15 protein-coding genes are annotated in these 24890 nt (G+C 71.4%); 12 read left to right on the top strand and 3 right to left on the bottom strand.

Annotated elements, in window-relative coordinates:
* Window positions 1-4: 4 nt before the first annotated feature.
* The 6 genes from gspD to AC07OZ_RS23105 all read left to right on the top strand — a co-directional run bounded on the left by gspD (window position 5) and on the right by AC07OZ_RS23105 (window position 9732).
* Window positions 5-2806, top strand: coding sequence for a type II secretion system secretin GspD (gene gspD, locus AC07OZ_RS23130; RefSeq protein WP_495469424.1), 2802 nt, complete (start codon window positions 5-7; stop codon window positions 2804-2806).
* Window positions 2803-4320, top strand: coding sequence for a type II secretion system ATPase GspE (gene gspE / locus AC07OZ_RS23125; RefSeq protein WP_495469423.1), 1518 nt, complete (start codon window positions 2803-2805; stop codon window positions 4318-4320). Before gspD ends, gspE begins: the two co-directional genes overlap by 4 nt.
* Before the next feature lie 8 nt (window positions 4321-4328).
* On the top strand, window positions 4329-5531 hold the full coding sequence (gene gspF / locus AC07OZ_RS23120) for a type II secretion system inner membrane protein GspF (protein WP_495469422.1): 1203 nt from the start codon (window positions 4329-4331) through the stop codon (window positions 5529-5531).
* 349 nt (window positions 5532-5880) lie between these two features.
* Window positions 5881-7104 (top strand): substrate-binding domain-containing protein, encoded by a 1224-nt coding sequence (locus tag AC07OZ_RS23115; RefSeq protein ID WP_495469421.1) that lies wholly within the window; start codon window positions 5881-5883, stop codon window positions 7102-7104.
* A 161-nt stretch (window positions 7105-7265) separates the two neighbouring features.
* Entirely contained in the window at window positions 7266-8507 is a 1242-nt protein-coding gene (locus AC07OZ_RS23110; RefSeq protein WP_495469420.1) for a substrate-binding domain-containing protein, read from the top strand.
* A 22-nt stretch (window positions 8508-8529) separates the two neighbouring features.
* Window positions 8530-9732, top strand: a complete 1203-nt coding sequence (locus AC07OZ_RS23105; RefSeq protein WP_495469419.1) for a substrate-binding domain-containing protein — start codon at window positions 8530-8532, stop codon at window positions 9730-9732.
* 113 nt (window positions 9733-9845) lie between these two features.
* On the opposite strand, the gene AC07OZ_RS23100 is transcribed toward AC07OZ_RS23105, so the two are convergent.
* The 3 genes from AC07OZ_RS23100 to gspH are packed head-to-tail and all read right to left on the bottom strand — an operon-like array spanning window position 9846 to window position 11420.
* Window positions 9846-10499 carry a type II secretion system protein GspJ gene (locus AC07OZ_RS23100; protein WP_495469418.1) on the bottom strand — a complete coding sequence of 218 codons (654 nt, stop codon included), beginning with the start codon at window positions 10497-10499 and terminating at the stop codon, window positions 9846-9848.
* Window positions 10496-10891, bottom strand: coding sequence for a type II secretion system minor pseudopilin GspI (gene gspI / locus AC07OZ_RS23095; RefSeq protein WP_495469417.1), 396 nt, complete (start codon window positions 10889-10891; stop codon window positions 10496-10498). Before gspI ends, AC07OZ_RS23100 begins: the two co-directional genes overlap by 4 nt.
* Window positions 10892-10895: 4 nt before the next feature.
* Window positions 10896-11420 carry a type II secretion system minor pseudopilin GspH gene (gspH, locus tag AC07OZ_RS23090; protein ID WP_495469416.1) on the bottom strand — a complete coding sequence of 175 codons (525 nt, stop codon included), beginning with the start codon at window positions 11418-11420 and terminating at the stop codon, window positions 10896-10898.
* 122 nt (window positions 11421-11542) lie between these two features.
* On the opposite strand from gspH, the gene AC07OZ_RS23085 reads away from it, so the two are divergent.
* The 6 genes from AC07OZ_RS23085 to AC07OZ_RS23060 form a co-directional block, all read left to right on the top strand.
* Window positions 11543-12028 (top strand): hypothetical protein, encoded by a 486-nt coding sequence (locus tag AC07OZ_RS23085; RefSeq protein WP_495469415.1) that lies wholly within the window; start codon window positions 11543-11545, stop codon window positions 12026-12028.
* A gap of 163 nt (window positions 12029-12191) precedes the next feature.
* Window positions 12192-12878, top strand: a complete 687-nt coding sequence (locus AC07OZ_RS23080) for a transposase (protein ID WP_495469414.1) — start codon at window positions 12192-12194, stop codon at window positions 12876-12878.
* Between the two features lie 106 nt (window positions 12879-12984).
* Complete coding sequence (locus AC07OZ_RS23075) at window positions 12985-13803, top strand: STN domain-containing protein (protein WP_495469664.1); 819 nt, start codon at window positions 12985-12987, stop codon at window positions 13801-13803.
* Window positions 13800-14315 carry an RNA polymerase sigma factor gene (locus AC07OZ_RS23070; RefSeq protein WP_495469413.1) on the top strand — a complete coding sequence of 172 codons (516 nt, stop codon included), beginning with the start codon at window positions 13800-13802 and terminating at the stop codon, window positions 14313-14315. Before AC07OZ_RS23075 ends, AC07OZ_RS23070 begins: the two co-directional genes overlap by 4 nt.
* Before the next feature lie 142 nt (window positions 14316-14457).
* The gene (locus tag AC07OZ_RS23065; RefSeq protein ID WP_495469412.1) at window positions 14458-15441 is read left to right on the top strand and encodes a FecR family protein; all 984 of its coding nucleotides are present in this window, start codon (window positions 14458-14460) and stop codon (window positions 15439-15441) included.
* 203 nt (window positions 15442-15644) lie between these two features.
* A partial coding sequence (locus tag AC07OZ_RS23060) for a two-partner secretion domain-containing protein (protein ID WP_495469411.1) occupies window positions 15645-24890 on the top strand: 9246 nt, incomplete at its 3' end.

The raw sequence follows: 24890 nt of genomic DNA, 5'->3' as shown, positions 1-24890 counted from the left end.
CGTCATGACCACGAAAGAGTCCACCATCATGCGATCCATCGGGGATCCGATACCGCGCGCCTTGGCGCTGGCCTGCTGTCTGGCGCTGGGTGGATGCGCCGGGGTTCCCGCCGGCCCTGCCGCCGGCGCCGCCACCAGCGGCACAGGCGCCGAGGTCCCCCCGCTGTTCCGCGACGGGACCTACGTGCCGTCGACCCGGCCTCCGCCGCCGGAAGCCGCATGGACGCGACCGGTCGAACCGCCGTCGGCGGCCGCGCCGGTGCCCGTGCCGGCCCCGCCGCCGGTCGCGGCGCCTCGCGCCACGCGCCGCGCGGCCGATCCGATGCTGCCGGGCCGCGCGCTGTCCACGACCGGCGACAAGGCCGTCATGAACTTCGTCGACACCGACATCCCCTCGGTCATCGCCGCGCTGTCGCGATTCCTGGGCCGCAACTTCCTGCTCGACCCGCGCGTGAAGGGCCAGATCACGCTGGTGTCCGATGGCGAAGTGCCGGCCGCCACGGCGCAGGAGATGCTGGTGTCCGCGCTGCGCATGCGCGGCTTCGCGATCGTCGACGTCGGCAACGTCAGCCGCGTCGTGCCGGTGTCCGATGCGAAGCTGCAGGGCGGTGCCGTCAACGCCCGCGCGCCCGGCGGCGGCATCGCGACGCGCACGATCCGGCTCGCCTACGAGAACGCCGAGGCGCTGCTGCCGGTGCTCAAGCCGATGATCGCGCCCGAGAGCAGCATCACCGCCCACGCCGCCAGCAACGTGCTGGTCATCACCGACTACGTCGACAACCTCGAACGCATCGCACGCATCGTCGAGAGCATCGACACGCCGACCTCGCTGGACACGGACGTGGTGAAGGTCGACAAGGGCGTCGCCGTCGACATCGCCGCGCTCGCCAACGAGCTGCTCCAGGCCGGCGGGGCCGAGGCGCGGCGCGACATCGTGCTGCTGGCCGACCCGCGCGCCAACAGCGTGATCGTGCGGTCCAGCAGTCCGGCGCGGACTCGGCTGGCGCGGGAGCTCATCGCCAAGCTCGACGGCGCGCAGGGCGATCCTGGGAACCTCCATGTCGTCTACCTGCGCAACGCCCAGGCCACCTATCTGGCGGGCGTGCTGCGCGGCATGCTGACCGGGGATGCCGGCACCACCGCGCTCGGCAGCGGCGACGCGTCGCGCGCCGCGCTGGGCGCCGGCGGCATGCAGTCCGGCGCAGGGGCTGCAGGCGGCGGTGCCGGCACGCGCGGATCGACGTCCTCATCTGGCACCGCGTCGTCCACCGGCGGCGGGGATGCGAACTCGCGCAACGCGGGCGGCAGCAGCCGTTTCCGCAACAGCGGCAACAGCGGCAACGGGTCATCGTCCGGCGGCAGCAACGCCTTCTCCGCCAACGGCGTGACGGTGCAGGCCGACGCCTCGACCAACGCGCTGATCGTCGCGGCGCCGGAGCCGATGTACCGCAGCATCCGCCGCGTCGTGGACCTGCTGGACCAGCGCCGCGCGCAGGTGATGGTCGAGAGCCTGATCGTCGAGGTCACCGACCAGGACGCCGCACAACTGGGCGTCCAATGGATGCGCAACAACGGCCGTTTCATCGGCGGCACGAACCTCGGCGGCGCGGGCCTGAACAACAACGCGACCAACACCATCGACTACCTGCCAGGCGGCCTGAACCTCGGACTGATCGACGGCCGCATCAACCTGCCCGGCGTCGGCGAGGTCCTCAACCTGAACCTGCTCGCTCGCGCATTGCGGACCAAGGGCAGCGTCAACATCCTGTCCACGCCCAACATCCTGACGCTGGACAACGAGGCCGCGTCCATCATCGTCGGCAAGACCGTACCCTTCGTCAGCGGCCAGTACATCACGCCGGGCGGCGGCGGCTCGGACAACCCCTTCCAGACGGTCACCCGTGAGGACATCGGCCTGCAGCTGAAGATCCGCCCGCAGATCTCCGAGGGCGGCACCGTCAAGCTCGACATCTACCAGGAGGTCTCCAGCATCGACGACCAGAACTCCGGCACCGCGGGCATCGTCACCAACAAGCGGGCGCTGGACACCAGCGTGCTGCTCGACGACGGCCAGATCATGGTGCTCGGCGGGCTGCTGGAGGACAGCGTCAACACCTCCGAGCAGTCGGTGCCGGGGCTGGGGCAGATCCCGCTGCTGGGCCACCTGTTCCGCTACGACAAGCGCCAGCGGGTGAAGACCAACCTGATGATCTTCCTGCGGCCCTACGTGATCCGCGACGCCAATGCCGGCCGCGGCCTGACGCAGGACCGCTACGACTACATGCGCACGCAGCAGAGCCGCGCCCAGCCGGAGAAGCACCTGCTGCTGCCGGACCTGCCCGCGCCCATCCTCCCGCCGGCGGACGTGCCGGTGATCGGCCGGCGCTCGGCGCTCGACCTGCGACCCGGACAGTGGGAGGAAACGCGCCAGCTCCCCGCGCCCGAGACCGGCGTGGTGCGCGAGGTCCGCGAGCGGCCCGCTGCCGACGAGGGCGGCCGCGAACCGCCGCTGCGCTCGAGGCTGCCGGGCAACGTCGGCGTCACCGGCGATCCGAACGTGCTCTACGCGGAGCCTCGCGATGGCAAGACAGTGCTGCAGGTGGCCGATGTGGCGGCCGAGGACGACGCGTTGCGCATCGCCCGGCGCGTGCGTGTCAGCGGCATGGCCGCCTACATCGTGACGGGGCCGGGTGGCACGGGCTACGCGGTGCGCGTGGATTCGCCGCGCGACGCGCGCGCCGTCGACACGACCACCGGCGTGCTGCGCGAGTTGGGCTACCGGCCCGAGATCGTGGTGACGCCATGACCGCGCGCCTGCCGCATGCGTGGGCGCGGGCACAGCGCATCGTGGTCGATCCCGGCCTGTCCGGAAGCGTCGGCGTGGCGGGAGCGGCCGTGGAGAGCGGCGATGGCGAGGCGGGAGGCGAGCGTGGCGCCGACGGTCGCATCGGCGCTGCATCGCCCGCGCTGGTCCTCACGGCGCTGACTCCCGGATGGGCGGTCGCCGAGGCGCGCCGCCACACGGGCATCGCCGTCTGCCGCGAAGTCGGCGAGGCCGAGATGGACGCGCTGCTGTCGGCGAGCTACGCCGAGACCGGCGGGGCCGCGGCGGTCGTCGACGCGGCGGAGTCCGAGGTCGACCTCGACCGCCTGATGCAGGACATGCCCGCGGTGACCGACCTGCTGGACGCGCAGGACGACGCGCCGGTGATCCGCATGATCAACGCGCTGCTGACGCAGGCCGCGCGCGACGGCGCGAGCGACGTGCACTTCGAGGCCTTCGAGACGCATTCGGTCGTGCGCTACCGCGTCGACGGCACGCTGCGCGACGTGGTGTCGCCGCGCAAGGCGCTGCATGCGGCGCTGATCTCGCGGATCAAGATCATGTCGCAGCTCGACATCGCCGAGAAACGCATCCCGCAGGACGGCCGCATCACGCTGCGCGTCGGCGGCCGGCCCATCGACGTGCGCGTGTCCACCGTGCCGACGGTGCACGGCGAGCGCGCCGTGCTGCGCCTGCTGGAAAAGGACGCGGGCCGGCTGCAGCTGGCGCGGCTGGGCCTCGCGCCCGACACGCTGCAGGCGCTCGCGCGGCTGATCCGTCAGCCCCACGGCATCGTGCTCGTCACCGGTCCGACCGGCAGCGGCAAGACGACGACGCTGTACGCGGCGCTCGGCGAGCTCGACAAGAGCGTCAGCAACATCCTGTCGGTCGAGGATCCGGTCGAGTACGACCTGCCCGGCGTCAACCAGATCCCCGTGCACGCGAAGATCGGCATGAGCTTCGGCGCCGCCTTGCGCGCCGCGCTGCGGCAGGACCCGGACAACCTCATGATCGGCGAGATCCGCGACCTGGAGACCGCGCAGATCGCGGTGCAGTCGTCGCTGACTGGGCATGGCGTGCTCGCCTCGCTGCACACGAACGATGCGATCTCCGCCATCACGCGACTGACCGACATGGGCATCGAGCCCTTCCTGCTGTCCTCGTCGCTGCTGGGCGTGCTGGCCCAGCGGCTGGTGCGCCGGTTGTGCCCCGCCTGCCGGCGCGAGGAGCGTGGACCGGACGGCGCGCCGCGCTGGGTGCCGGTCGGCTGCCCGCAGTGCAACCAGTCGGGCTTCAAGGGCCGCACCGGCATCCATGAGCTGTTCGTCATCGACGACGAGGCGCGCCGGATCATCCACGACGGCGGCAACGAACACGCCTTGCGCGAGGCCGCGCGCCGCCGCGGCATGCGCACCATGCGCGAGGACGGCCAGCGCTGGGTGGCAGCCGGCGTGACGACGGACGACGAGATCCTGCGCGTCACGCGCGACGACTGAGTCACGCGATGCCGCAGTTCCATTTCGAGGCCGCCGACGCGGCCGGCCAGATCCGTTCAGGCTCGCTCGACGCCGAGTCGATGCGCGCCGCGCGCCTGCAGCTGCAGGAGCGCGGCCTGACGGCGCTCGGCGTGCGCGCGGCCGCACCCTCCGGCGGCCCCTCGTGGCTGACGCCGCGCCTGTCGGCCGCAGACCTGTGCTGGGCCACGCGCGAGCTGGCGAGCCTGCTCGGCGCGAGCCTGCCGCTGGAAGCGGCGCTGAGCGCAACGATCGAGCAGGCGGAACGCCAGGTCGTCGTGGCGTCGCTGACCGACGTGCGCCGCCACGTGCGCGGCGGCATGCGCCTGGCGGACGCGCTGGCGCAGCGGCCGCGCGACTATCCCGCGATCTACCGCGCGCTGATCAACGCCGGCGAGGACTCGGGCGACCTCGCACGCGTGATGGAGCGTCTGGCCGACTACCTCGAAGGCCGCGACCACCTGCGCGGCAAGATGCTCACCGCCTTCATCTATCCCGCGGCCGTGGCACTGGTGTCGGTGGGCATCGTGGTCTTCCTGCTCGGCTACGTCGTGCCGCAGGTGGTGAGCGCCTTCACGCAGGCGCGTCAGGACCTGCCGACGTTGACGCGCGTGATGATCGAGGCCAGCGCCTTCCTGCGCGAATGGGGCTGGATGGCGCTCCTGTCGATCGCGGGGGCCGTCGCGCTCTCGCGCCGCGCCTTGAAGGACGTGGCGCTGCGGCTGCGCTGGCATTCGACGCTGCTGCGCCTGCCCGTCGTCGGCCGCTACGTGCTGGGCGTCAACACGGCGCGTTTCGCATCGACGCTGGCGATCCTGATGGATGCGGGCGTGCCGCTGCTGCGCGCGCTCGACGCCGCGCGCGACACGATGGGCAACGACCGCCTGCGCGACTGCGCCGCGGACACGATCGCGCGGGTGCGCGAGGGCGCGCCGCTCGCGGCGGCGCTGCGGCAGCAGAAGCTGTTCCCGTCCAACCTCGTGCACCTGGTCGCGAGCGGCGAGAAGACCGGCGCGCTCGCGCCCATGCTGGACCGCGCCGCGGCCAACCTGTCGCGCGACCTGGAGCGCCGCGCCGCGCGTCTCACCGCGCTGCTGGAGCCCGTGATGATCCTCGCGATGGGCGGCGTGGTGATGCTGATCGTGCTGGCGGTGCTGCTGCCGATCATGGAGATCAACCAGATGGTGCAGTGACGGGGTGGGACTTTCCCTGAGCGTTCATCGTGGATTCCCGGTTTCCGTCGTGTTTTCGCCCTGTCCTCACTGGCAGATGAACGGTGTTCGGGAGGATGGCCCGCCGCGGCGGTGAGGAAGCCGATAGGCACGCGTCGGGACGGCGCGAAAGCTCAGGTGAACGGGGCCGGATCCTGGGGAGTCTTGTACGGCTCGTCGTCATTGGTGAAACGAAGAATGACTTCATCGCCGCACACACCGGCGATGCGCCGAACGATCGGCGGGAGAGCAAGCAGAGGGACCGTCGGTGCGCCCGCAGGGGGAGGTCGACGGGTCCGGAATCCATCAACTCACAGGTTTGGAGCAAGTCATGCAAGTCTCGAAAATCAAGCTGAGCCGTCTGGCGATCGCCGCCGGTCTCATGGTCCTGGCCGGTGCCGCCTCGGCACAAGCGGTGACGTCGGGCGGCGCCACGCTGCCGCAGCTGATGTACCAGGACATCTTCACCAACGGCCCGATCCTGGGCACCTGGAGCTACAACGGCACCGGCAGCGGTGGCGGCAAGACGGCCTTCCTGACGAACAACGCCTCGCTGTTCGGCACGACCGGCACGGTGCACATCATCGGCAGCGACTCCGCGCTGACCTCGGCTGAAGTCACGGCCTACAACAGCGCCTACAACAACGGCGCCTCGTCGACCGTCGCCAACTACGGCCGCCTGGTGCAGATCCCCGCGATCGCCACCCCGGTGCTGCTGCCCTACAAGGAAGCCGGCGTCACGACGCTGAACCTGTCGACCGAGCAGATCTGCCGCATCTTCTCGTACGACAGCAACGCGCGTAACTGGAGCCAGGTCACGACGGCCGCCGACGACGGCGGTGTCGGCAGCGCCAGCGCCATCGAAGTGGTCTATCGCATCGAGACCAGCGGCACGACGGAACTGCTGTCGCGTTTCCTGAACGCCGCGTGCTCGCCGTACCTGCCGTCGGGCAAGTCGTTCACGATCTCCAACAACTTCAAGACCGTCGTGGCCAGCGCCCTGTCGCTGACCGCCGGTGACGACACCAACGGCGACGGCCTGCCCGACGCCTGGGTGGGCGCGTCCGGCAGCGCCGGCGTGAACACCGCGCTGGCTCAGCCGCATCGCCTGGGCTTCCTGACTCCTGACCCGAACGTCTACACCGGCCACGACAACAGCATCGTCGCCCGCATCAACAGCTTCCAGCCGTCCGCCACGGTGATCCAGAACGCGATCGCCGCGCTGACCCCGCCGTCGACCACGATCGCCCGCGGCAACCCGCTGAACTGGGTGCCGGCCTACTCGCTGCCGACCTCGTCGTACCCGATCTACGGCACCACCAACCTGGTGCTGGGCCAGTGCTACGCCGGCGGCGCCGGCTCGGGCACGTCCGCCGCGGCGGTCAAGGACTTCGTGACCAAGCTGAACAACGGCACGTACGACAGCTACATCAACGCGCACAACTTCGTGAAGCTGCCGGCCAACTGGAACACCGCCATCGCGCAGGCCTTCCTGACCGCCGGCAGCACGCTGGAAGTCAACGCCACCTCGGTGTGCGCTGGCATCGGCCGCTGATCGACGAGCGCTGACACGAGGGGCCGCTCTCCGGGAGGACCGTGGCCCCTTCCCACACAGCAACGCCAGGCGAGGCCCCGTGCCCCGCCTGGCGTTGCGCCTTTCCGGGCTCCACCACGACGCGCGGTCGTTGTCCGCGCAACTTCCAGGGAGAACAGACGATGACCACCGCCCCCCGCGCATTCAGCGCATTCAGCGCGCTCGGCGCATTCCGAGCGCTCCTCGCCTCCGGCGCCATCCTGGCGCTCACCGCCGCCGGCCTGCTCGTCACGGCGACACCCGTCCTGGCTCAGACCCCCGTGAACATGCCTGGCTCCACGCTGCCGCAGCCGCTGTATCTGGACGTCCTGCCCTTCGGCTTCAACTATTACGGGACCAGCAACGGGGCCGCGAAGACCGCGTTCCTGACCAACAACTTTGGTGGCATCGTCCCCGTGCACCTGGCCGCGGTCGAGTCCAGGCTGACCTCGGCGGAGATCACCGTCTACAACAGCGCCTACAACAACGGCGCCTCATCGACGGTGGCCAACTACGGCCGCCTGATCCAGATCCCGGCCTTCATCACACCGCTGCTGCTGCCGTACAAGGAAGCCGGCGTCACGGCGCTGAACCTGTCGACCGAGCAGATCTGCCGCATCTTCTCGTACGACTCCGCCGCGCGGAACTGGAGCCAGGTCACGAGCTTCGCCGACGACGGCGGTGCCGGCAGCGGCAGCGCCATCGAACTGGTCTATCCGCAGGAGAGCAGCGGCATGACGGACTTGCTCTCGCGCTTCCTGAACGCGGCCTGCGGCCCCTATCTGCCGTCGGGCAAGTTCTTCACCGTCTCGAACAATTTCAGCACCGTCGTCGCCACGGCATTGCCGACCTTGACCGCGGCCGAGGACGCCAACGGCAACGGTCTGCCGGACGTCTGGCTGCCGGTGACGGGCAGCGCGGGCATGAACGCGGCGCTCCAGGCCAACCATCGATTGGGTTTCCAGAGTCCGCATCCCTGGTACACCGGCAGCACCAACGACGTCGTGGCCCGCATCAACGGCTACCTGCCCCAGCCGGAGGTGCTGCGCGCGGGGATGCCCGCACCGCCCGCCACGACGATCACCCGCGCCAATCCGTTGAACTGGGTGCCGGCCTACGCGCTCCCCGCCTCGTCCTATCCGATCTTCGGCACCTCCAATCTGCTGGTGGGGCAGTGTTACGCCGGCGGCGCGGGAACGGGCACGGCGGCCAATGCGGTGAAGCTCCTGATCAGCCAGATGGTCAGCGGCGCCTGGCCGCAGGACCAGTACGGCTTCGCGTCCCTGCCGGCCGCGTGGCGGACCGCCATCACGCAGGCCTTCCTCACCTCGGGCAGCACGCTCGAGATCGGCAGCACCTCCGTCTGCGCCGGCATCGGCCGCTGACCCTAGCCTCCAGGAGCACACGATGACCGCATTCATCCGCAAGACCGTCGCGTCTGCCGCGACGGCGATCCTCGGCCTGCTCGCCACGGCTGGGGCCTCGGCCCAGATCGTCGCGACGGGCGGCTCGACGCTGGCGCATCCGGCCTATTCGCAGATCTTCCAGTTCGGCCCGATCAGCGGCTTCTGGCTCTACAGCGCCGTCGGCAGCAACGCCGGGAAATCCGCCTTCTTGTTGAACAATGCCGCGCCGCTGGGACTGTCGGGCAACGTCCATGCGGTCGCGACTGAGATGCCGCTGACGGCCGCCGAGCTCTCGGCGTACAACGCGAGCGGTTTGGCCACGACCCTCGGGCCGGTGCTGCAGATCCCAGCCTTCATCGCGCCTACGCTGCTCGCATACAACGAGCCGGGCATCGTCACGCTCAACCTGTCGACCGGCGACCTCTGCCGCATCTTCTCCTTCGACGCCTCCGCGCGGCGCTGGGACCAGGTGACGACCGCCGCGGACGACGGCGGCATCGGTAGCGCGTCGGCGATCCAGGTGGTGTTCCCGCAGCCCGGCGACACGATCGAGCGGCTGTCGCGTTTCCTGAGCGCGGCCTGCGCGCCGCATCTGCCGGCGGGCAAGACCTTCACGGTCTCCAACGACCCGCGGATCGTCGTCCAGTCGGCGCTGCCCGTGCTGAGCGCCGCCGACGACGCGAACGGCGACGGCATGCCGGACGTGTGGCTGACGGCCGCCGGCAGCGCGGGGGTCAGGACGGCGCTGCAGACGGCGCATCGGCTCGGCATCCAGTCGCCCGATCCCATGCTCACCAGCGGAGGCAACGCGGAGGTGGCGCGCGTCGACGGCTTCCTGCCGACGGTGGCGGGGCTGCAGGCGGCGTTGCCGGCGCCGCCGGCGAGCACCTTGCAGCGCGCCAATCCGTTGAACTGGGCGCCGGCTTATGCGGTGCCGGTCGGCGCTTACCCGATCTACGGCGTGTCGCAGTTGCTGATCGGCCGGTGCTACCTGGCCGGCACCAACGGCGCCGGCACGCCGGGCTACGCCGTCAAGGAGTTCGTCACCAACATCCAGAATGGCGCCTTCGATGCCACCTTCGTGCAACGCGGATTGGCGCCGCTCACCTCGGCCTGGAAGACGGCGATGCTGCAGAACTTCCTGGTGATCAACGCGCCGCAGGAGATCGGGAATCTCAGCGCTTGCGCAGGCATCGGTCGCTGACACCGCCTGTCGATGTCGATCGCCGACATCGACTGTCGACATCGACTGAGCGGGGATATCGGCTGCGGACCTCGATGTCGATGTCGACTGCCGATGGCGTCGTGCCGGCGCCATCACTGCAACGCGATCGCCTGGCGATAGCGCATCACGGGCCCCGTGCCGCGGCGCAGCGCCAGCGTGATCTCCAGCCCGGAGGCCGGTGCGGGCGCGGGGCCTGCGCCCGGCAATTGCTGCCAGCCCTTGCCCGGCGCCCAGGCGCGGACCTCGAAGGCCTCGACCTCGTCGAGCACGGCGACGCGGTCCGACGCGACGGGATCGGGCAGGGGATAGGCCGACGCGGCCGCGCCCGCCGCGCGGTACAGCGTCTCTCCCTGGCGCCACCATCGCACGCGCTGCCAGCGGCCCGGCGCGGCGGGTGCCGCGCGGACGAGTTCGATCACGAAGGGCGCCTGCGCGGATCGCTGCGCCGACATGCCGGCAGGCAGCAGCGGCACCAGGGCCGCAACGGTGCCAGGTCTTGCCTGCGCGGCCAGCGATGAGGCCGGGGCGGGCAGCTCCACCGTCGTGCGCCAGTCCAGGTCGCGCTCCAGTTGCTGCAGCACGCGCGTGAGCTGCGCGGTCTCCGCGGCGCGCTCCTCGAGCCGCGCCTGCGTGCGGCTCATGCTGTCCAGGCCACGCCAGGCGAGCAGGCTCAGCACCGCCATGACGACGATCGCGATCATCACCTCGATCAGCGTGAAGCCGCGCGGTGGTCTCGATGGCCTCATCCGCCGCGCTCCCCGATGCGCGACTCCAGGGTCACGATCCGCCGCACGCTGCCGCGATCCGGGCGCACCGTGACGGTCACGCGGCGCGTGTCCGCGTCGATGCCGCCGATGGACACGTCGCAGACGAAGGGGCGGTCGGCCTGCGGGCAGGGGACCTGCCGGTCGCCGGGCGGCGGCAGCGCATCCATGCGCAGTTCGTTCATGCTGTTCTGCGCCGACAGCATCGCCAGCGTCCGCATCTCGAGTTCCCCGGCACTCGCGGTCGACTGGCTGGTCAGACGCACGAACGCCGCCAGGCTGATGCTGACGATGGCCAGCGCGATCAGCACCTCGATCAAGGTGAAGGCGCGTTCGTCGCGCATCGCTGTCCTGGTTCGTGCCTTTGCGCTCATGGGTTCATTCCTGCGCGATCGCTTCGACCTGGCCGACGACGAAACGTCCCGACGCGTCGCGCGTCACGACGATCGCGTGCCCGTCGTGACGCAGCTGGATGTCGACCGGCGATCCGACCCACTCCGAGGTCAGCAGCAACGGCGCGGCCGGCGCGACGTCGACCGCGCCCGCGCGCCAGCGACGCGGGCGCAGTGCCTCGTCGCGATCGAAGCGATCCAGTTCGCCTGCCGTCGATACGGTCGGCACCACGCTGCCCGGCGCGTCGACCCAGGTGCCGCGCACGAAGCCGTAGCCGTCGCGTTGAGCTTCCCACGCGATCACGCGGCCGTCGATGCGCACCTCCTGCTGCGCCGCGGCCAGCCGCAGCGCGAGCTCGCGCGCGTCCTGCCGCAGCGTCGCGGCCGGATCCGGCGGCATGCTCAACGAGACTGCGGCCGAGGCGATGCCGATGATGACCAGCACCACCATCACCTCGATCAAGGTGAAGCCGCGCGCGCGAAGGATGGAAGACGTCGCGAGGGAAGACATCGCACAAGCCTAGGCGTGCGATATGGCGACGGCATGAAGGACTGACACGCGCCGCTCATTTGGCTCTGTTATCAATCGGGTCCCGCGCGGACAACGGCGACCAATGCCGGCCACGCGGATGAATGGTCAAGGAGGACATTCACATGCCTGCATTCCTGAAAGGGGCGAGGACGATCTCGCCCGTCTTCGTCGCGCACGTGGTGGGCGTCGCGGCGGTGGCCGCCGTCACCGGATATTGGGTGAAGCGCCTGGATCCGCCCGCGGCCCCGACGCCGGTCTCCGCGACGGCCGCGCCGTCCTCGGCCGCGCTGCCCGCCGATCCCGTCGCGGGCACCGTCGCCGGCTGGCTCGGCCCCGGCGCCTTGCGCATCGACATCGCCGTGCTTGGCCTCGCGGTCCGCGACGGCCGTGCCGTCGCGCTGCTGCGCGTCAACGACACGCCGCCCCGCGCGTACCTCGTCGGCGAAACGCTGACCCGTGGCACGACGCTTGCCGCGATCGATCCCGCCGGCATCACGATCGCGCGCGACGGCGAACGGCGCGTGTTTCCTGCGCCGGCTCTGCCCGCCGCACAACGCAATACCTCGGGACTGGTCCGCGTGCAGTGAGTCCGCAGTGAGTCCGCAATGAATCCGAAGTGAATCTGAAGCGGGCGCCTGCGGTTTCCGCGGGCCCCGTTCGTCTGGATGAAGAGTGGCACACCGCATCGCGATCGATGGTTGTCCGCGAGCGGTCGTCCACCATCAGGGATGGAGGAAATGAATGGGAAAAATGAGGCCGAAGCCCGATGTCCCAAACGACTACATGCAGGGCGTCTCGATGCAGACGCTGGACAAGGAACTGTCCCGGCATGTGGAGATCGCGCGGAGCAAGCCGGTCCCCGTCGACCGGTACGGCGTGCCATGGGTGTGGATCGTGTCGCATCCGCTGTGGATGGCGGCCGATCACCTGAAGTCCTTCGTGCCGGAGGACCACCCGCTGGTGGCGCTGCGCGAGGCCATCGACAGCACGCTGGCGTACGAGGGCCTGTTCATGAACGAGCTCACGCGGCAATGCCGCAGCGGGCTCGACGCGCGGATGATCACGCGCGCCTGGCTGCTGCAGGTCGTGTACTCGCTGTCCGACCCGCGCCGCGTGCGCGAGGGGCTGGTCTTCAACATGCTGTGGCGCTGGTTTGTCGGTTACCTGTTGCGGTCCGAGGCGCTGCCCGAGGTCGAGGCCTTCGTCGAGGACCTCAACCGCGTGGCCGGCGATCCGCACGTGATCGACATCGTCTACCGGTGCCTCAACACCGGCGCGATGCTGCAGGCGGACCACGAGGAGTTCCGCATCAACCGCGGGCTGCTGCACGCGCTGCGGACGCAGCATTTCGAGGTGCCGCCGCCGGGTCACGTCCCGGCCGCCAACGCGCCGCTCGGCAGGCCGAACGAGCACGGGGGCCGCGCCATGCTCGGGTAATCCCTCGCCGATAGACGCGCGCGCGAGACGTCGCGCAATCGTCATCGGGTCGCAACGTAACGCCGGAAACATCCGTCCCTTTGCAGAAGGTGTTCCTGGTGTGCTGATGCGATCCGCGGCCTGTGCGTGCGCGCTGTCCTTTGCCGGAGTTCCCGCCACCACGGCCGCCGCGCCCGCGGCGGGACCGGGTGCGGGATCGGTGACGGCGATGCCGAGCCGGCAGGATCCGCTGCCGCTGGACTTCGACATTCCCGCGCAGGACCTGGGGGCCGCGCTGGCGCGCTACGCCGTCGTCACCGACCAGACCGTGCTGTTCAGCGATGAGGTCGTCGCGGGGCGCGTATCGGCCGGCGTGCGTGGCCGTCACACGGCACGGGAAGCGCTGGACCTGTTGCTCGCCGGCACGCAGCTGCGCGCGGAGCGCGTCGGCGCCGGCGCGACGACGTCCTTCGTGCTGCGCGTGCTGGACGAGGCGCCGCTGCCTGTGTCCGCAGCGGCCGCCAACGACCGTCGTTATGACGGCCTGGTGCAGCGCCGCGTCTGGGAAGCGCTTTGCGCGCGCGGCGAGACCGCGCCGGGCCGTTATCGCGCGGTGCTGATGCTGGAGGTCGACACGGCGGGCCGGCTGCTCGCGCCTCGGCTGGTGGCGACGACCGGCAGCCCGTCCCGCGACCGGGCGATCGTCGACACGCTGCAGGGCCTGCGCCTGGATGCCGCGCCGCCGGCGCGTCTCGCACAGCCCTTGGCGCTGGTGATCCTGCCGCGCGCCGGCGGAGACGCCGACGGCGGCACGGCCTGCCCTGAAACGCAGTCGCCATCGCAAGTGCCGCCGCAACTACCGCCGCAAGCGATGCCGCCGACGCCGCCAATGCCGTCCTTCCCTCCGTCCACGCCGCCGGGACGCTCGCGGGGAACGCCACCATGAGCGAGGGCGTGATCCCGCAACTGCGCAACCTGCTGGTGCAGCGCTACGAGCAGATCCGCCAGAGCCTGGCGATCAAGCTCGGCAACGCCGATCTGGCCAGCGACGCGCTGCACGAGGTCTGGCTGCGGCTGCAGCGCGAGCCGACGATCTCCGGCCCGGTCCAGAACCCGCAGGCCTACCTGGTGCGCATGGGCATCAACCTGGCGATCGACGTGCAGCGCAGCCAGAGCCGGATGATGTCCAGCGAGGAGGTCGACGAGCTGATGCAGGCGTTGCCCGATCCGTCGCCGGGTCCGGCGGAGCTGGCCGAGGTCCGTTCCGAGATGACGCTGCTGATGACCGCGCTGACCGACATGCCGGCGCGCCGGCGCGAGGTCGTGCTGCTGGTGCGCCTCGAGGGCTGGCCGCAGAAGGAGGTCGCGAAGCACCTCGGCATCTCGCTGCGGACGGTGGAATCCGAGCTCAAGGCCGCGCAGGAGTTCTGCGCGGAACGTCTGGACCGCAAGGTCTGAATCCATGGCTTCACGATTGCGCGGTCCTCGCACCAAGACATTTTTTTGAAAAATCCGTTGCCGCGACTGCGGTTTCTGCCCGCGCCATCCGTCCAGGGGAAGTAAGGGTTTGAACGGGACGACCCCACCTCCCACCATCGACATGACGTTCTCCACCGACTCCCTGCCGACCGAGCTGCTCCAGGACGCGCGGGCCTGGGTCCGCAAGCTGCATTCCGGGCGCGTGACGCGCTGGGAGGCGAAGGCCTTCCAGCGCTGGGTCGACGCGGCGCCGGAGCGCCTCGCGGCGGTGCAGGAGGCGGCGCGCCAGTGGCAGTTGATCGGCGCAGCGGGCGCGGAGCTGCTGCGGGCCGATCCGGCGCTCGCGCGCCAGCACCGCGAGGTGCTTGCGCGGGCGCGGCCGGACCGGCGCGCGTTCATCGGATTCGCGCTCGGCGGCGCGGGCGCCGCGGCGGTGGCTGCGTACGCGCCACTGGACCTGTGGCCGTCCCTGCGGATGTGGGGGGCGGATGAGCGCACGGCCGCCGGCGAGCAGCGCGAGATCGACTTCGGCGGCGTGCGGGTCGCCTTGAATACACGCACCAGCGTCCGCCGTCTCGCCGCGGACCCGGGCGCGCCCGGCGGCCTCGAATTGATCGAAGGCGAGGCCGGTGTCGACGTGCCGGCGGGCAGTCAGCCCTTCCGCATCGTCGCGGGCGTGGGGCGCGTCATCGCCGCCGCCGGTGCCAGCGTCGAGGTGCGTCTGATCGACGGCCAGACCTGTGTGACCTGCGTGTCGGGCGCGGTGACCGTCGACCATCCGGCGGGGCAACGCACGCTGCGCGATGCGCAATTGCTGCGCTACCGCGCCGACGCGATCAGCGACATCGCCGCGGCCCGGCCCGCGGAGCTGTCGGCGTGGCGCCGCGGCGAGCTGGTGTTCCAGCAGACCCCGCTGCCGCTGGTGATCGACGAGATCAACCGCTACCGGGCCGGCCGCGTGGTGCTGGTCGGCGACGCGGTGCGGCGCCAGACGGTCACCGCACGCATCAAGATCGCGGAGCTCGATACGGCGCTGCTGCAGATCCAGCACTCGTTCAAGCTGGACGCGACCCATCTGCCCACGCACGTGCTGGTGCTCAGCTGAAGCCGCTCGCGTCGGGCTGAACGCGCCCGTCTCGCACCCATCGCGCACCCATCGCGCACCGCCGTCTCTCCTCGCCGTTTTTTTCGCCGTGCCCCGCTGCGGTTTCGCGCGGTCGCAATCGTCAAGGAGCAGGCACCACCGGCACGACAGAGGCCGGGGGACGCAACGGACCACAGCGATCACAGCGATTGGGCAGACGACTCATGAAGACCAAGCACAAGGGCCTGCAGGCGGGAGCGGGCGCGAACGACCGGGCATTCCAGATGGCGCCGCTGGCGCGCGCGGTGGCCCTGACGGTGGCCGTCGGCGGCACGTTCAGCGGGATGGGTGCCGCGCAGGCGCAGACGGCCTTTAGCCCCGCGTGGTTCGCGTCCAAGGGCGCGGCGCAGAACGCGGCAGCGCAGAGCGGCAAGTTGCCCAACGGCAAGCCCGCGGGACTGCCCGCGGCGCAGCAGCAGTCCGACGCGGCGCGTCAGAAGCTCAAGACCTCGATCGCCAACCTCGGCCTGACCGCGCAGTCGATCGCCGCGGAGCAGGCCCGCCAGGCCGCCGCGCGCGCCGCTGCCGGTGCGGCTGCGGGAGGCGCGGGCGCGGTGCCGGACGGCCTGGTCAAGGACGGCCTGGCCGTCGACACCAACAGCCTCACCGCCGGCTGGCTGGGCGCGAAGGCGCCGACGCAGACGGTCAGCGGCGGCAAGACCACGGTCGACATCGAGCAGACCGAGAGCCGCGCGATCCTGAACTGGGAGACTTTCAACGTCGGCCGCAACACGACGCTGCAGTTCCACCAGCAGGCCGACTGGGCGGTGCTCAACAAGATCAACGACCCGGCGATGCGGCCCTCGCAGATCCAGGGCCAGATCAAGGGCGACGGCACGGTGCTGATCGTCAACCGCAACGGCATCGTGTTCTCGGGCACCAGCCAGATCAACACGCGCAACCTCGTCGCTGCGGCGGCGCGGATCTCGGACGACCAGTTCCGCACCGCGGGCGTGTATTCGAGCGGATCGTCGCCCAGCTTCTTCGACGCGCTCGGCAAGGTCGAGGTGCAGGCCGGCGCGCGGATCGCGACCGCCAAACCCGCCACGTCCACGCAAGGCGGCGGCTACGCGATGCTGCTGGGCGCCGAGGTCCGCAACGACGGCGGCATCGCCACGCCGTCGGGGCAGGCCGTGCTGGCCGCGGGCGACGCCTTCGTCATCCGCAAGGGCGCGGGCACGGACGGCAATGCCGGCTCGACCACTGTCGGCAATGAAGTCACCACGACGCGCGCGGCGAGCAGCACTGCCGGCACCGTCGTCAACACCGGCCTGATCACCGCGGCCACCGGCGACATCACGCTGACCGGCCACGCGGTCACGCAGGGCGGCGTCGTCGTCGCCAGCACGTCCACCGCGAAGCGCGGCACGGTGCACCTGTCCACGCGCGCCAGCGACGACACCGGCACGGTGACGCTGGGCAAGGGCTCGACCACCGCGATCCTGCTGGACACGGCGTCCGGCACCGCGCTCGACGCGCAACGCGACGCGGCCTTGAAGGATCTCGGCACCGCGCCGGGCAATCAGGCGAGCGGCGTCTTCGACAACCTGAGCACGATCGTCGACCGCCGCGACCTGTCGCGGGTCGAGATCGTCAGCGGCGGCACGGTCGAGTTCCAGGGGAATTCGATGACGCTGGCCACCGGCGGCGAGATCGCCGTGCAGGCCGTCAAGCGCACGCTGGTCGACAAGGACGCGGCGCTGGACGTGTCCGGCGCGGTCGGCGTCAAGGTCGCGATGGAGAGCAACAACGTCCTGATCAACGCGCAGGGCAACGAGCAGCGCGACGCGCCGGTCAACCGCGACGACAAGAGCCTCAACAGCCAGGACCTGTGGGTGGACCGCCGCCAGCTGGTGCTGGTGCCGGCCGGCACCAACGGCTATGCGACCGACCGCTGGTACACCGCGGGCGGCCTGCTCGAAGTCTCCGGCTACCTGGCCACCGGCGGACACAGCGTCGGCGAATGGATGGCGCAAGGCGGCACGGTGTCGATAGGCGGCGGCGACGTGGTGACGCGCGCGGGCTCGCGCATCAACCTGTCCGGCGGCTCGCTGGACGTGGCCGCGGGCAAGATCCGCCAGACCTGGCTGCGCGGCGATGACGGGCAGCTCTATGAAGTCTCCAGCGCGCCGGGCGACATCCTCTACAAGGGGCTGTATCAGGGCTTCACCGGTGAACACGTCCGGTGGGGCGCCGGCGCGCAGGAGACCTACTACAACCCGCTGATCGCGCCGCGGGAGCGGCTCGAGAACGGCTACACCGTCGGCCGCGACGCCGGCACGCTGGTGATCGCGACGCGCAGCGCGGTGCTCGAAGGCACGCTGATCGGCGACACCTACCAGGGACCGCAGCAGACCCAGGCGCCGCAGGCGGGACTGGACGGCTACAACCAGTCGCAGCAGGCCGCCGCGCGCGGCGCGCAACTGGTCGTCGGCCAGTACCGGCCGCTCTTCGATACGAGCTCGGGCGTGCTGTCCCATCGCCTCGACGCGGTGGTCGACAGCGTGATGCTGAAGCCGACCGCGCCGGCGACGGCGGACACGGTCAAGCTGGGCGACGCGGTGGCGGCGGACCGCCAGGGCGTGATCGTGCTCGGCGCGGACAGCCTCAACGCGGCGGACCTGGGCGGCGTGAAGCTCGCGGCGAAGCGGGAGATCGGCGTGTCCGGCGCGTTGCAGGTCGCCGACGGCGGCGAGATCACGCTGTATGCGCCGTCCGTGGACGTCGCCGGGAACCTGGTCGCGCACGGCGGCACGATCCGCGTGGGCAATGTGCTGAAGCAGGCGCAGGCCGCCGCCAACACGCCGGCGCGGGATGACTCGCCGGTCACGCCTGCGGGCGGCAGGACGGGCGTGACCGTGCGCGGCGGCGTGACGCTCGATGCGTCCGGCCGTTTCGTCGACCTGCGCGCGGACGGCGACGCGCGGCAGGCGGCGCATCTCGACGGTGGCAGCGTCAGCATCCGCTCCACCGACAGCGTGACGCTCGAGAAGGGATCGACGATCGACGTGTCCTCCGGTGCCGCGCTGCAGGGCGACGGCAGCACCGTGGGGGGCAAGGGCGGTTCCGTGCAGCTGGGGTCGGGTCTTGTCAGCACCGGCCAGGGCAACGCCGCCGCCGTGCTGACGCTGGACGCGACGATCAAGGGTCACGGCGTCAAGGGCGGCGGCGCCCTGTCCATCGAGTCGGGCAGCGCCATCACCATCGGCGGCGAGGCCGTCGCCGGCGGCGTGCTGAAGGCGGGTCAGGCCGCCCTCGTCGATCTGATCCTGAAGGATGCGCAGGTCGTCGACGTGCCCAAGGGCGGTGTGCTGCCCATCGACTACCAGTACACGGTGAACTGGGTGCAGCCGGGCGAGGTCGTCGGCCCCACGGGCTTCAAGCCATCCGCTTCCATCGTGACCGCGACGGACTGGCTGCCGCCCGCGGGCAGCTACGGCTTCCAGCTCGACGGGCGCTCCGCCAGGCGGACGGCGACGGGGCTGGAGGTCAACATGGGCCTGGGCGTCCCGCCGCTGCTGCTCGATCGCGTGCCGGCGGGCGCGAGGCTCAGCTTCGACAGCCGTCCCGAAGTCTTGGCGGCTTTCGCGGGTTATGTCATTCCCGCGAGCGTGTTCCCCAACGGCGTGCCCATCGCGGACCGCGTGAACCGCTTCCACGCCGGCGACGCGGCGCCATTCCAGCTGACGCTGACCCTGGCCGCGGGCACGCGGCTGGCGGCCGGCGTGAGCCTGCCGACGGACGTGGCCGTGGGCGCGACGACCTCGCTGTCCACCGCGTTGTTCCAGAGCGGTTTCTCCCGCTACGACGTGCGCGGCCGACTGGGCCTGAGCGTCGCCGACGGCGCGACGGTGGAAGCGCTCATGCCGGTGCTGCGCGCGGACCGCTCGGCGCTGCCGGTCGGCGCCGATCCCGCGGCGGCCTTCTCGCCGTGGCTGCCGGCGCTGTACCAGGAAAACGCATCGACGGGCGTCATGACGCAGCGCCAGGGCGCGAGCCTCTCGCTGTCCGGCGGCGTCGCGAACGACCAGGCCACCAACGTCCCCGTCGCCGACCGTTTCAGCGGCGCCGTGACGGTGGGGCAGGGCGCCACCGTGCGTGTCGATCCGGGCCAGTCCCTCACCCTGGCGGGCCGGGGCGGCGTCCAGGTCGACGGGCGCCTGGAAGCCAGGAGCGGTACGGTGACGCTGCTGGGTCCGCAGGACTCCTTCAGCGCCAGCCTGACGCAGGGGGACCTGCAGGGGAGCGGCTGGGCCAGCCAGCGCGCCATCACCATCGGCAGCCAGGCCGTGATCGACGTGTCCGCGGCCTCGGCCGTGGCGACCGATGCGCTCGGCCGCCGGTACGGACTGATCGGCGATGGGGGAACCATCGTCGTCGGCGGCACCCTGCAGGAGCCGCAGGGCCGTGCCATCGCCTCGGACGCGTTCATCGTCGTGCGCGAAGGTGCGCTGCTCGATGCTTCCGGCACCTCGGTGGACCTGGACCTGCCGGGCGTCGGCCGCCGCAGCGTGGCCAGCGACGGCGGCAGCATCCAGCTCGCGTCATCGAACGGCGTCTATCTCGAGGGCACCGCGCGGGCGCAGGCCGGCGGCGCCGGCGCCTCGGGCGGCCAGTTGCTGATGGCGCTGGAATCGCCTCTCTATCTCTCCACCGGGCTCTCCAACGAGGTGTTGGCGCTGCGCGAACTGACGATCTCGCAGCAGCACGGCGCGGCGTCCTCGCAGACGGGCCTCCAGTACGGCCACGGCGCGCTGGGCGTCGACCAGGTGCGCGACGGCGGCTTCTCGTCGCTGAGCGTCTACAGCAACGGCGCCGTGACCTTCGCGGGCGACGTGGACCTGGCGATGGGCCGGGAGCTGCGCGTGTACTCGGCGGCCTTGACCTCGGGCCGCGAGGCCGGCGGCATGTCCGATGTGCGCCTGTCCGCACCCTACCTGATGCTGTCGGGCGTCGCCGACAACGGGGCGCAGGAAGGCTACGTGCGTCCGTTCTACCAGGGCGTCACGGCCCTGGGATCGCGCTCGACCTTGACCGCCAAGGGCAGTCTGTTGGACGTGAAGGGCACCGTGACGCTGGGCCTGGACGGCGCGGTGACCGGTGCCCCGCTCTCGACGGCGCAGCGGGCCGGCTTCGACCAGCTGCAGCTGCTCAGCGACGGTGACCTGCGCTTCATCGGCGGCGGACGCATGGGGGGCACGGCGAGCACGGCGAGCGACGCCGAACTGCTGTCGACCGGCAGCATCCTGATGCGCGCGGCGCAGATCTACCCGGCCACCGGCGTGTCCGCGCGGGTGATTGCCGGCCGGCAGTTGACCGCCGGTTTTGCGCCCGGCACGCGGCTGGTCATCGAGCGCACGGATGCGAACGGCCCCGCGCCGGCCGTGCCGTACTCGGTCTTCGGCAGCCTGACGCTGGATGGCGCGCACATCGACCAGGATGGCGTCGTGCGCGCGCCGCTGGGCCGGCTCACGGTAGGCTCCGGCGACACCCGGTCCGTGACCTTGGGCGAGGGCAGCCTGACCTCGGTGAGCGCCGCCGGCCTGGTGATGCCTTACGGCGGCACCGCCGACGGCGTGAGCTACACCGTGGACGGCAAGCCGGTGGCGCTGCAGGGCGTCGGCAACGGCTCGTGGATCCAGTTGTCCGGCGAGCAGGTCGGCGTCGACGCGGGCGCGGTGCTCGATCTGTCCGGCGGCGGCGACCTGCGCGGCGCGGGTTTCGTCTCGGGCCGCGGCGGCTCGACCGATGCGCGGATGAATCCGCTGGTGCGCGTCGACGGCGATGGCTTCCAGTTGCCGGGCCTGGGCACTAACCCGGTCTACGCCATCGTGCCCGGCCAGACCTCGGGGTACGCGCCCGCCGACAAGGGCGGCGCCGTCGATCCGCGCATCGGCCAGCAGATCACCATCGGCGCGCATGACGTGCCGGGTCTGCCGGCGGGCACCTACACGCTGATGCCGTCGACTTACGCGTTGCTGCCGGGGGCCTTCCGCGTCGAGCTCAACGGCGTGGCCCCAGCCCAGTCGCCGGACCATGCGATCGCGATGCGCAACGGCTCGTTCGCGGTGACCGGCACGCTGGGCATCGCCCACACCGGCCTGCGCGACGAGCTGCCCAGTCAGGTGATCATCACGCCGGCCGATGTGGTCAGGCGCTACTCGCAGTACAACGAGACCGGCTACGCCGACTTCGTCAGGCAGCAGGCGGTGCTCAACGGCACCGTGCGCGCGCTCACGCCCGCCGATGCGAAGGACCTGTCGATCCGGCTGAGCCCGACCGACCAGGGCCGCCTGAGCTTCGAAGGCACCGCGAACTTCGCACCCGCGCAGGGCGGCTACGGTGGCACCGCGTCCTTGACGACCCTGGGCACGCCGGGCACGGGCGGGATCGAGGTCCTGGCCGACGGCGCCTCGGCGACCGCGGGCTTCGACGGCGTGTCCGTGCATGCCCGCGACCTGAACGCGCTGGGCGCGGCGCGGCTGCTGGTCGGCGGGTCGATGAGCTCGAGCTACGGCGCGCAGAGCAACGGCGTCAACCAGGGCGGCTTCGTCGATCTGGTGCCCCAGGCCGGCACCGTCGCGTTGCGCGAGGGCGCGATCCTGCGCGCGCCTGAGGTCTTCCTGCTGGCGGGCGCTGCCGACGGCGGCATCACCATCGCCTCGGGCGCCGGCATCAACACGATAGGCGCGGGCAAGGTGGCCTTCGATTCGACGAACGGCTACGTGTACCGGCCGGGCCGGGTGGCCGTGGTCGCCGCGTCGAACGGCGTGGTCGACATGCTGGCGCCGCTGGCGGACTCCCTGCCGCAAGGCGCCGGGGCGATCCGCATCGGCGGGGACGAGACGCCCGGGACCGGCGCGTCGCCCGCGCAGCTGTACGCCGAAGGCACGCTGGTGGCGGCCACGCGCCGCGATTTCCAGATGGGCGACGACGTGCGCTACGGCGCGCGCAACCTGGTGCTGGCCGTGGGCGCGATCAACGCGGGCAGCCGCGAGGACCTGGCCGCCGCGCAGGCGAGCGGCGCGCTCACGCCGGGCCTGATGCTGAACCAGTCGGTGCTGGACCGTCTGCTCAAGGGCGACACCTCGACCGGCGCGCCGGCGCTCGAACGCCTGGTGCTGACGGCTGCGGAGTCGATCAACCTGTTCGGCAACGTCAGTCTCGACACGATAGATTCGGCCACGGGCAAGTCGACACTCGCCAACCTCGTGCTGTCGACGCCGGCGATCTACGGCCACGGCGACGCGGGGGACGTGGCCACCATCGCCACCGGCCATCTGACCTGGGCCGGCACCGGCGGTGTGGCGCCGGCGCCCATCGTCGGCGGACGGGGCAGCGGCGACGGCCAGCTGCGCATCCTGGCCGACGTGATCGAGTTCGGCTACGGGCCGCAGGCCCAGCCGAACAACGTGGACGACTTCGGTCGCACCATCCTCGGTTTCGCCGACGTGCGGATGACCGCGGGCGAGCGCATCACGGCGAACCACAAGGGCTCGCTGTCGGTGTACCACTCGCTGGCGGCGGGCGCCGACGGTCCGGTCTACGAGGGCGGCAAGCTGACGCTGACCGCGCCGCTGGTGACCGGGCAGGGCGGTTCGATCAACCGCATCACGGCCGGCGGCGCGTTGGAACTGCTGGCGCCGTCGGGCGGGCCGCTCGCGGTCTCCCCGAAGGACGCGCAGCTCGGCGCCGAGCTGGACCTGAAGGGGGCCAGCGTGCGCATCGACACCGCCGTCGCGCTGCCCAGCGGCAAGCTGGTCGTGAAGGCCGACGGCGACATCGTCCTGACCGATCGCGCGCGGCTGGACCTGGCCGGACGCGAGGTCGCGATGCAGGACGTCACCCGCTTCTCCTGGGGCGGCGACGTGCTGCTGCAGAGCGAGCACGGCAACGTCACGCAGGCGGCGGGCTCGGTCATCGACCTCTCCGCGAAGAACAACAACGCGGGCCTGCTGAGCGTGGTCGCCCTCGACGCCGCCGCTGGCCGCGTCGACCTCGATGGCCGACTGCTCGGCAGTGCCACCGGCCACTACGACGCAGGCGGCACGCTGGTGCCGTACAGCGCGGGCGGGCTGGACCTGCGCGCGCAGAAGCTCGGTGACAGTGGCCTCGGCGGCGACCTCAGCGGCGAGTTCGCCACGCTCAACCAGCGCCTCAACGACGGCGGGTTCTTCGGCGAGCGCAGCTTCCAGCTCAAGCAGGGCGATCTGACGATCGGGGACGGGCTCAAGGCGCGCCAGATCAACGTGTCGCTGGACGGCGGCCAGTTGACGGTCGCCGGCAAGGTCGACGCCAGCGGCGAGCAGGTCGGCGCCATCCGCCTCGCGGCGGCCGACGGCGTGACGATCGCCGGCACGGCGGTGCTGGACGCGCACGGCACGGTGCTGCGCGTGGACAGCCGCGGCCAGGTCATAGACAGCCCCAACCGGGCGATGGTGACGCTGGACGCGGGCACCGGCACGCTGACGCTGGGCGACGGCGCCCGCATCGACCTGCGCCACGGCACCGGCTCGACGGGCGGCGACGGCGCCGCGCGCGGCACGCTGGATCTCTACGCGGCCCGCATCGGCGGGACCGGCCTCGCGAGCGACGCCGATGCGGCGACCTTCGGCGACATCGCCATCGACGCGCGCGGCCGCATCGACGTCCTGGGCGCGAAGTCCATCGCGGTCTACGGCAAGCAGGTCTATACCGACGCGCCGGTCGGCACGGATCCGGTCGCCGGCGGCCGTCCGTACCAGGTCGTCGACCAGGCCTACCTGGACGCGAAGCACGCCGAATCGACGCGCTTCATCGACGCCGCGCTGGCCAACGGCGCGCTGCTGGACGGCAAGCTCGGCGGGCTGACCCACGCGGCCTACGGCGATGTGCTGCACCTGCGTCCGGCCGTCGAGATCGACAGCGCGACGCCGGACGGCGACATCGTCGTGCGCGGCGATCTCGACCTGTCCGGCCAGCGCTACGCCGGCCTCAATCCGAAGACGCCGCGCACGGCCGTCTACGGCTCGGGCGAGGTCGGCATGCTGACGCTGCGCGCGGGCGGCAACCTGTCGATCTACGGCAGCATCAACGACGGCTTCGCGCCGCCGCCGGAGACGCCGGACGACGCGGGCTGGATCCTGACCCCGGGCGTGCAGCGCTTCGGCGGCGACGTGGTGGTGCCGGTGTCCGGCGTGACGCTGGACGACGGCACGGTCTATCCCAAGGGCAAGACGCTCAACTACGCCATCACGGCGCGCAACGTCACCTTGCCCGCGGGCCTGGTGCTGCCGACGGCGGTCACGCTGGACGCCGCGCTGACGCTGCCTGCCGGGACCGTGCTGGCGGCCGACGTGCGCGCGTCCGACGGCACCGTGCTGCTGGCCGCGGGCCGGGTGGTCGGCGCGGGCGGGCTGGCCCTGCCGGCC

The organism is Roseateles sp. GW821-FHT09G03 (genome assembly GCF_059416045.1).
This window is presented reverse-complemented; position numbering and strand designations above follow the sequence as displayed.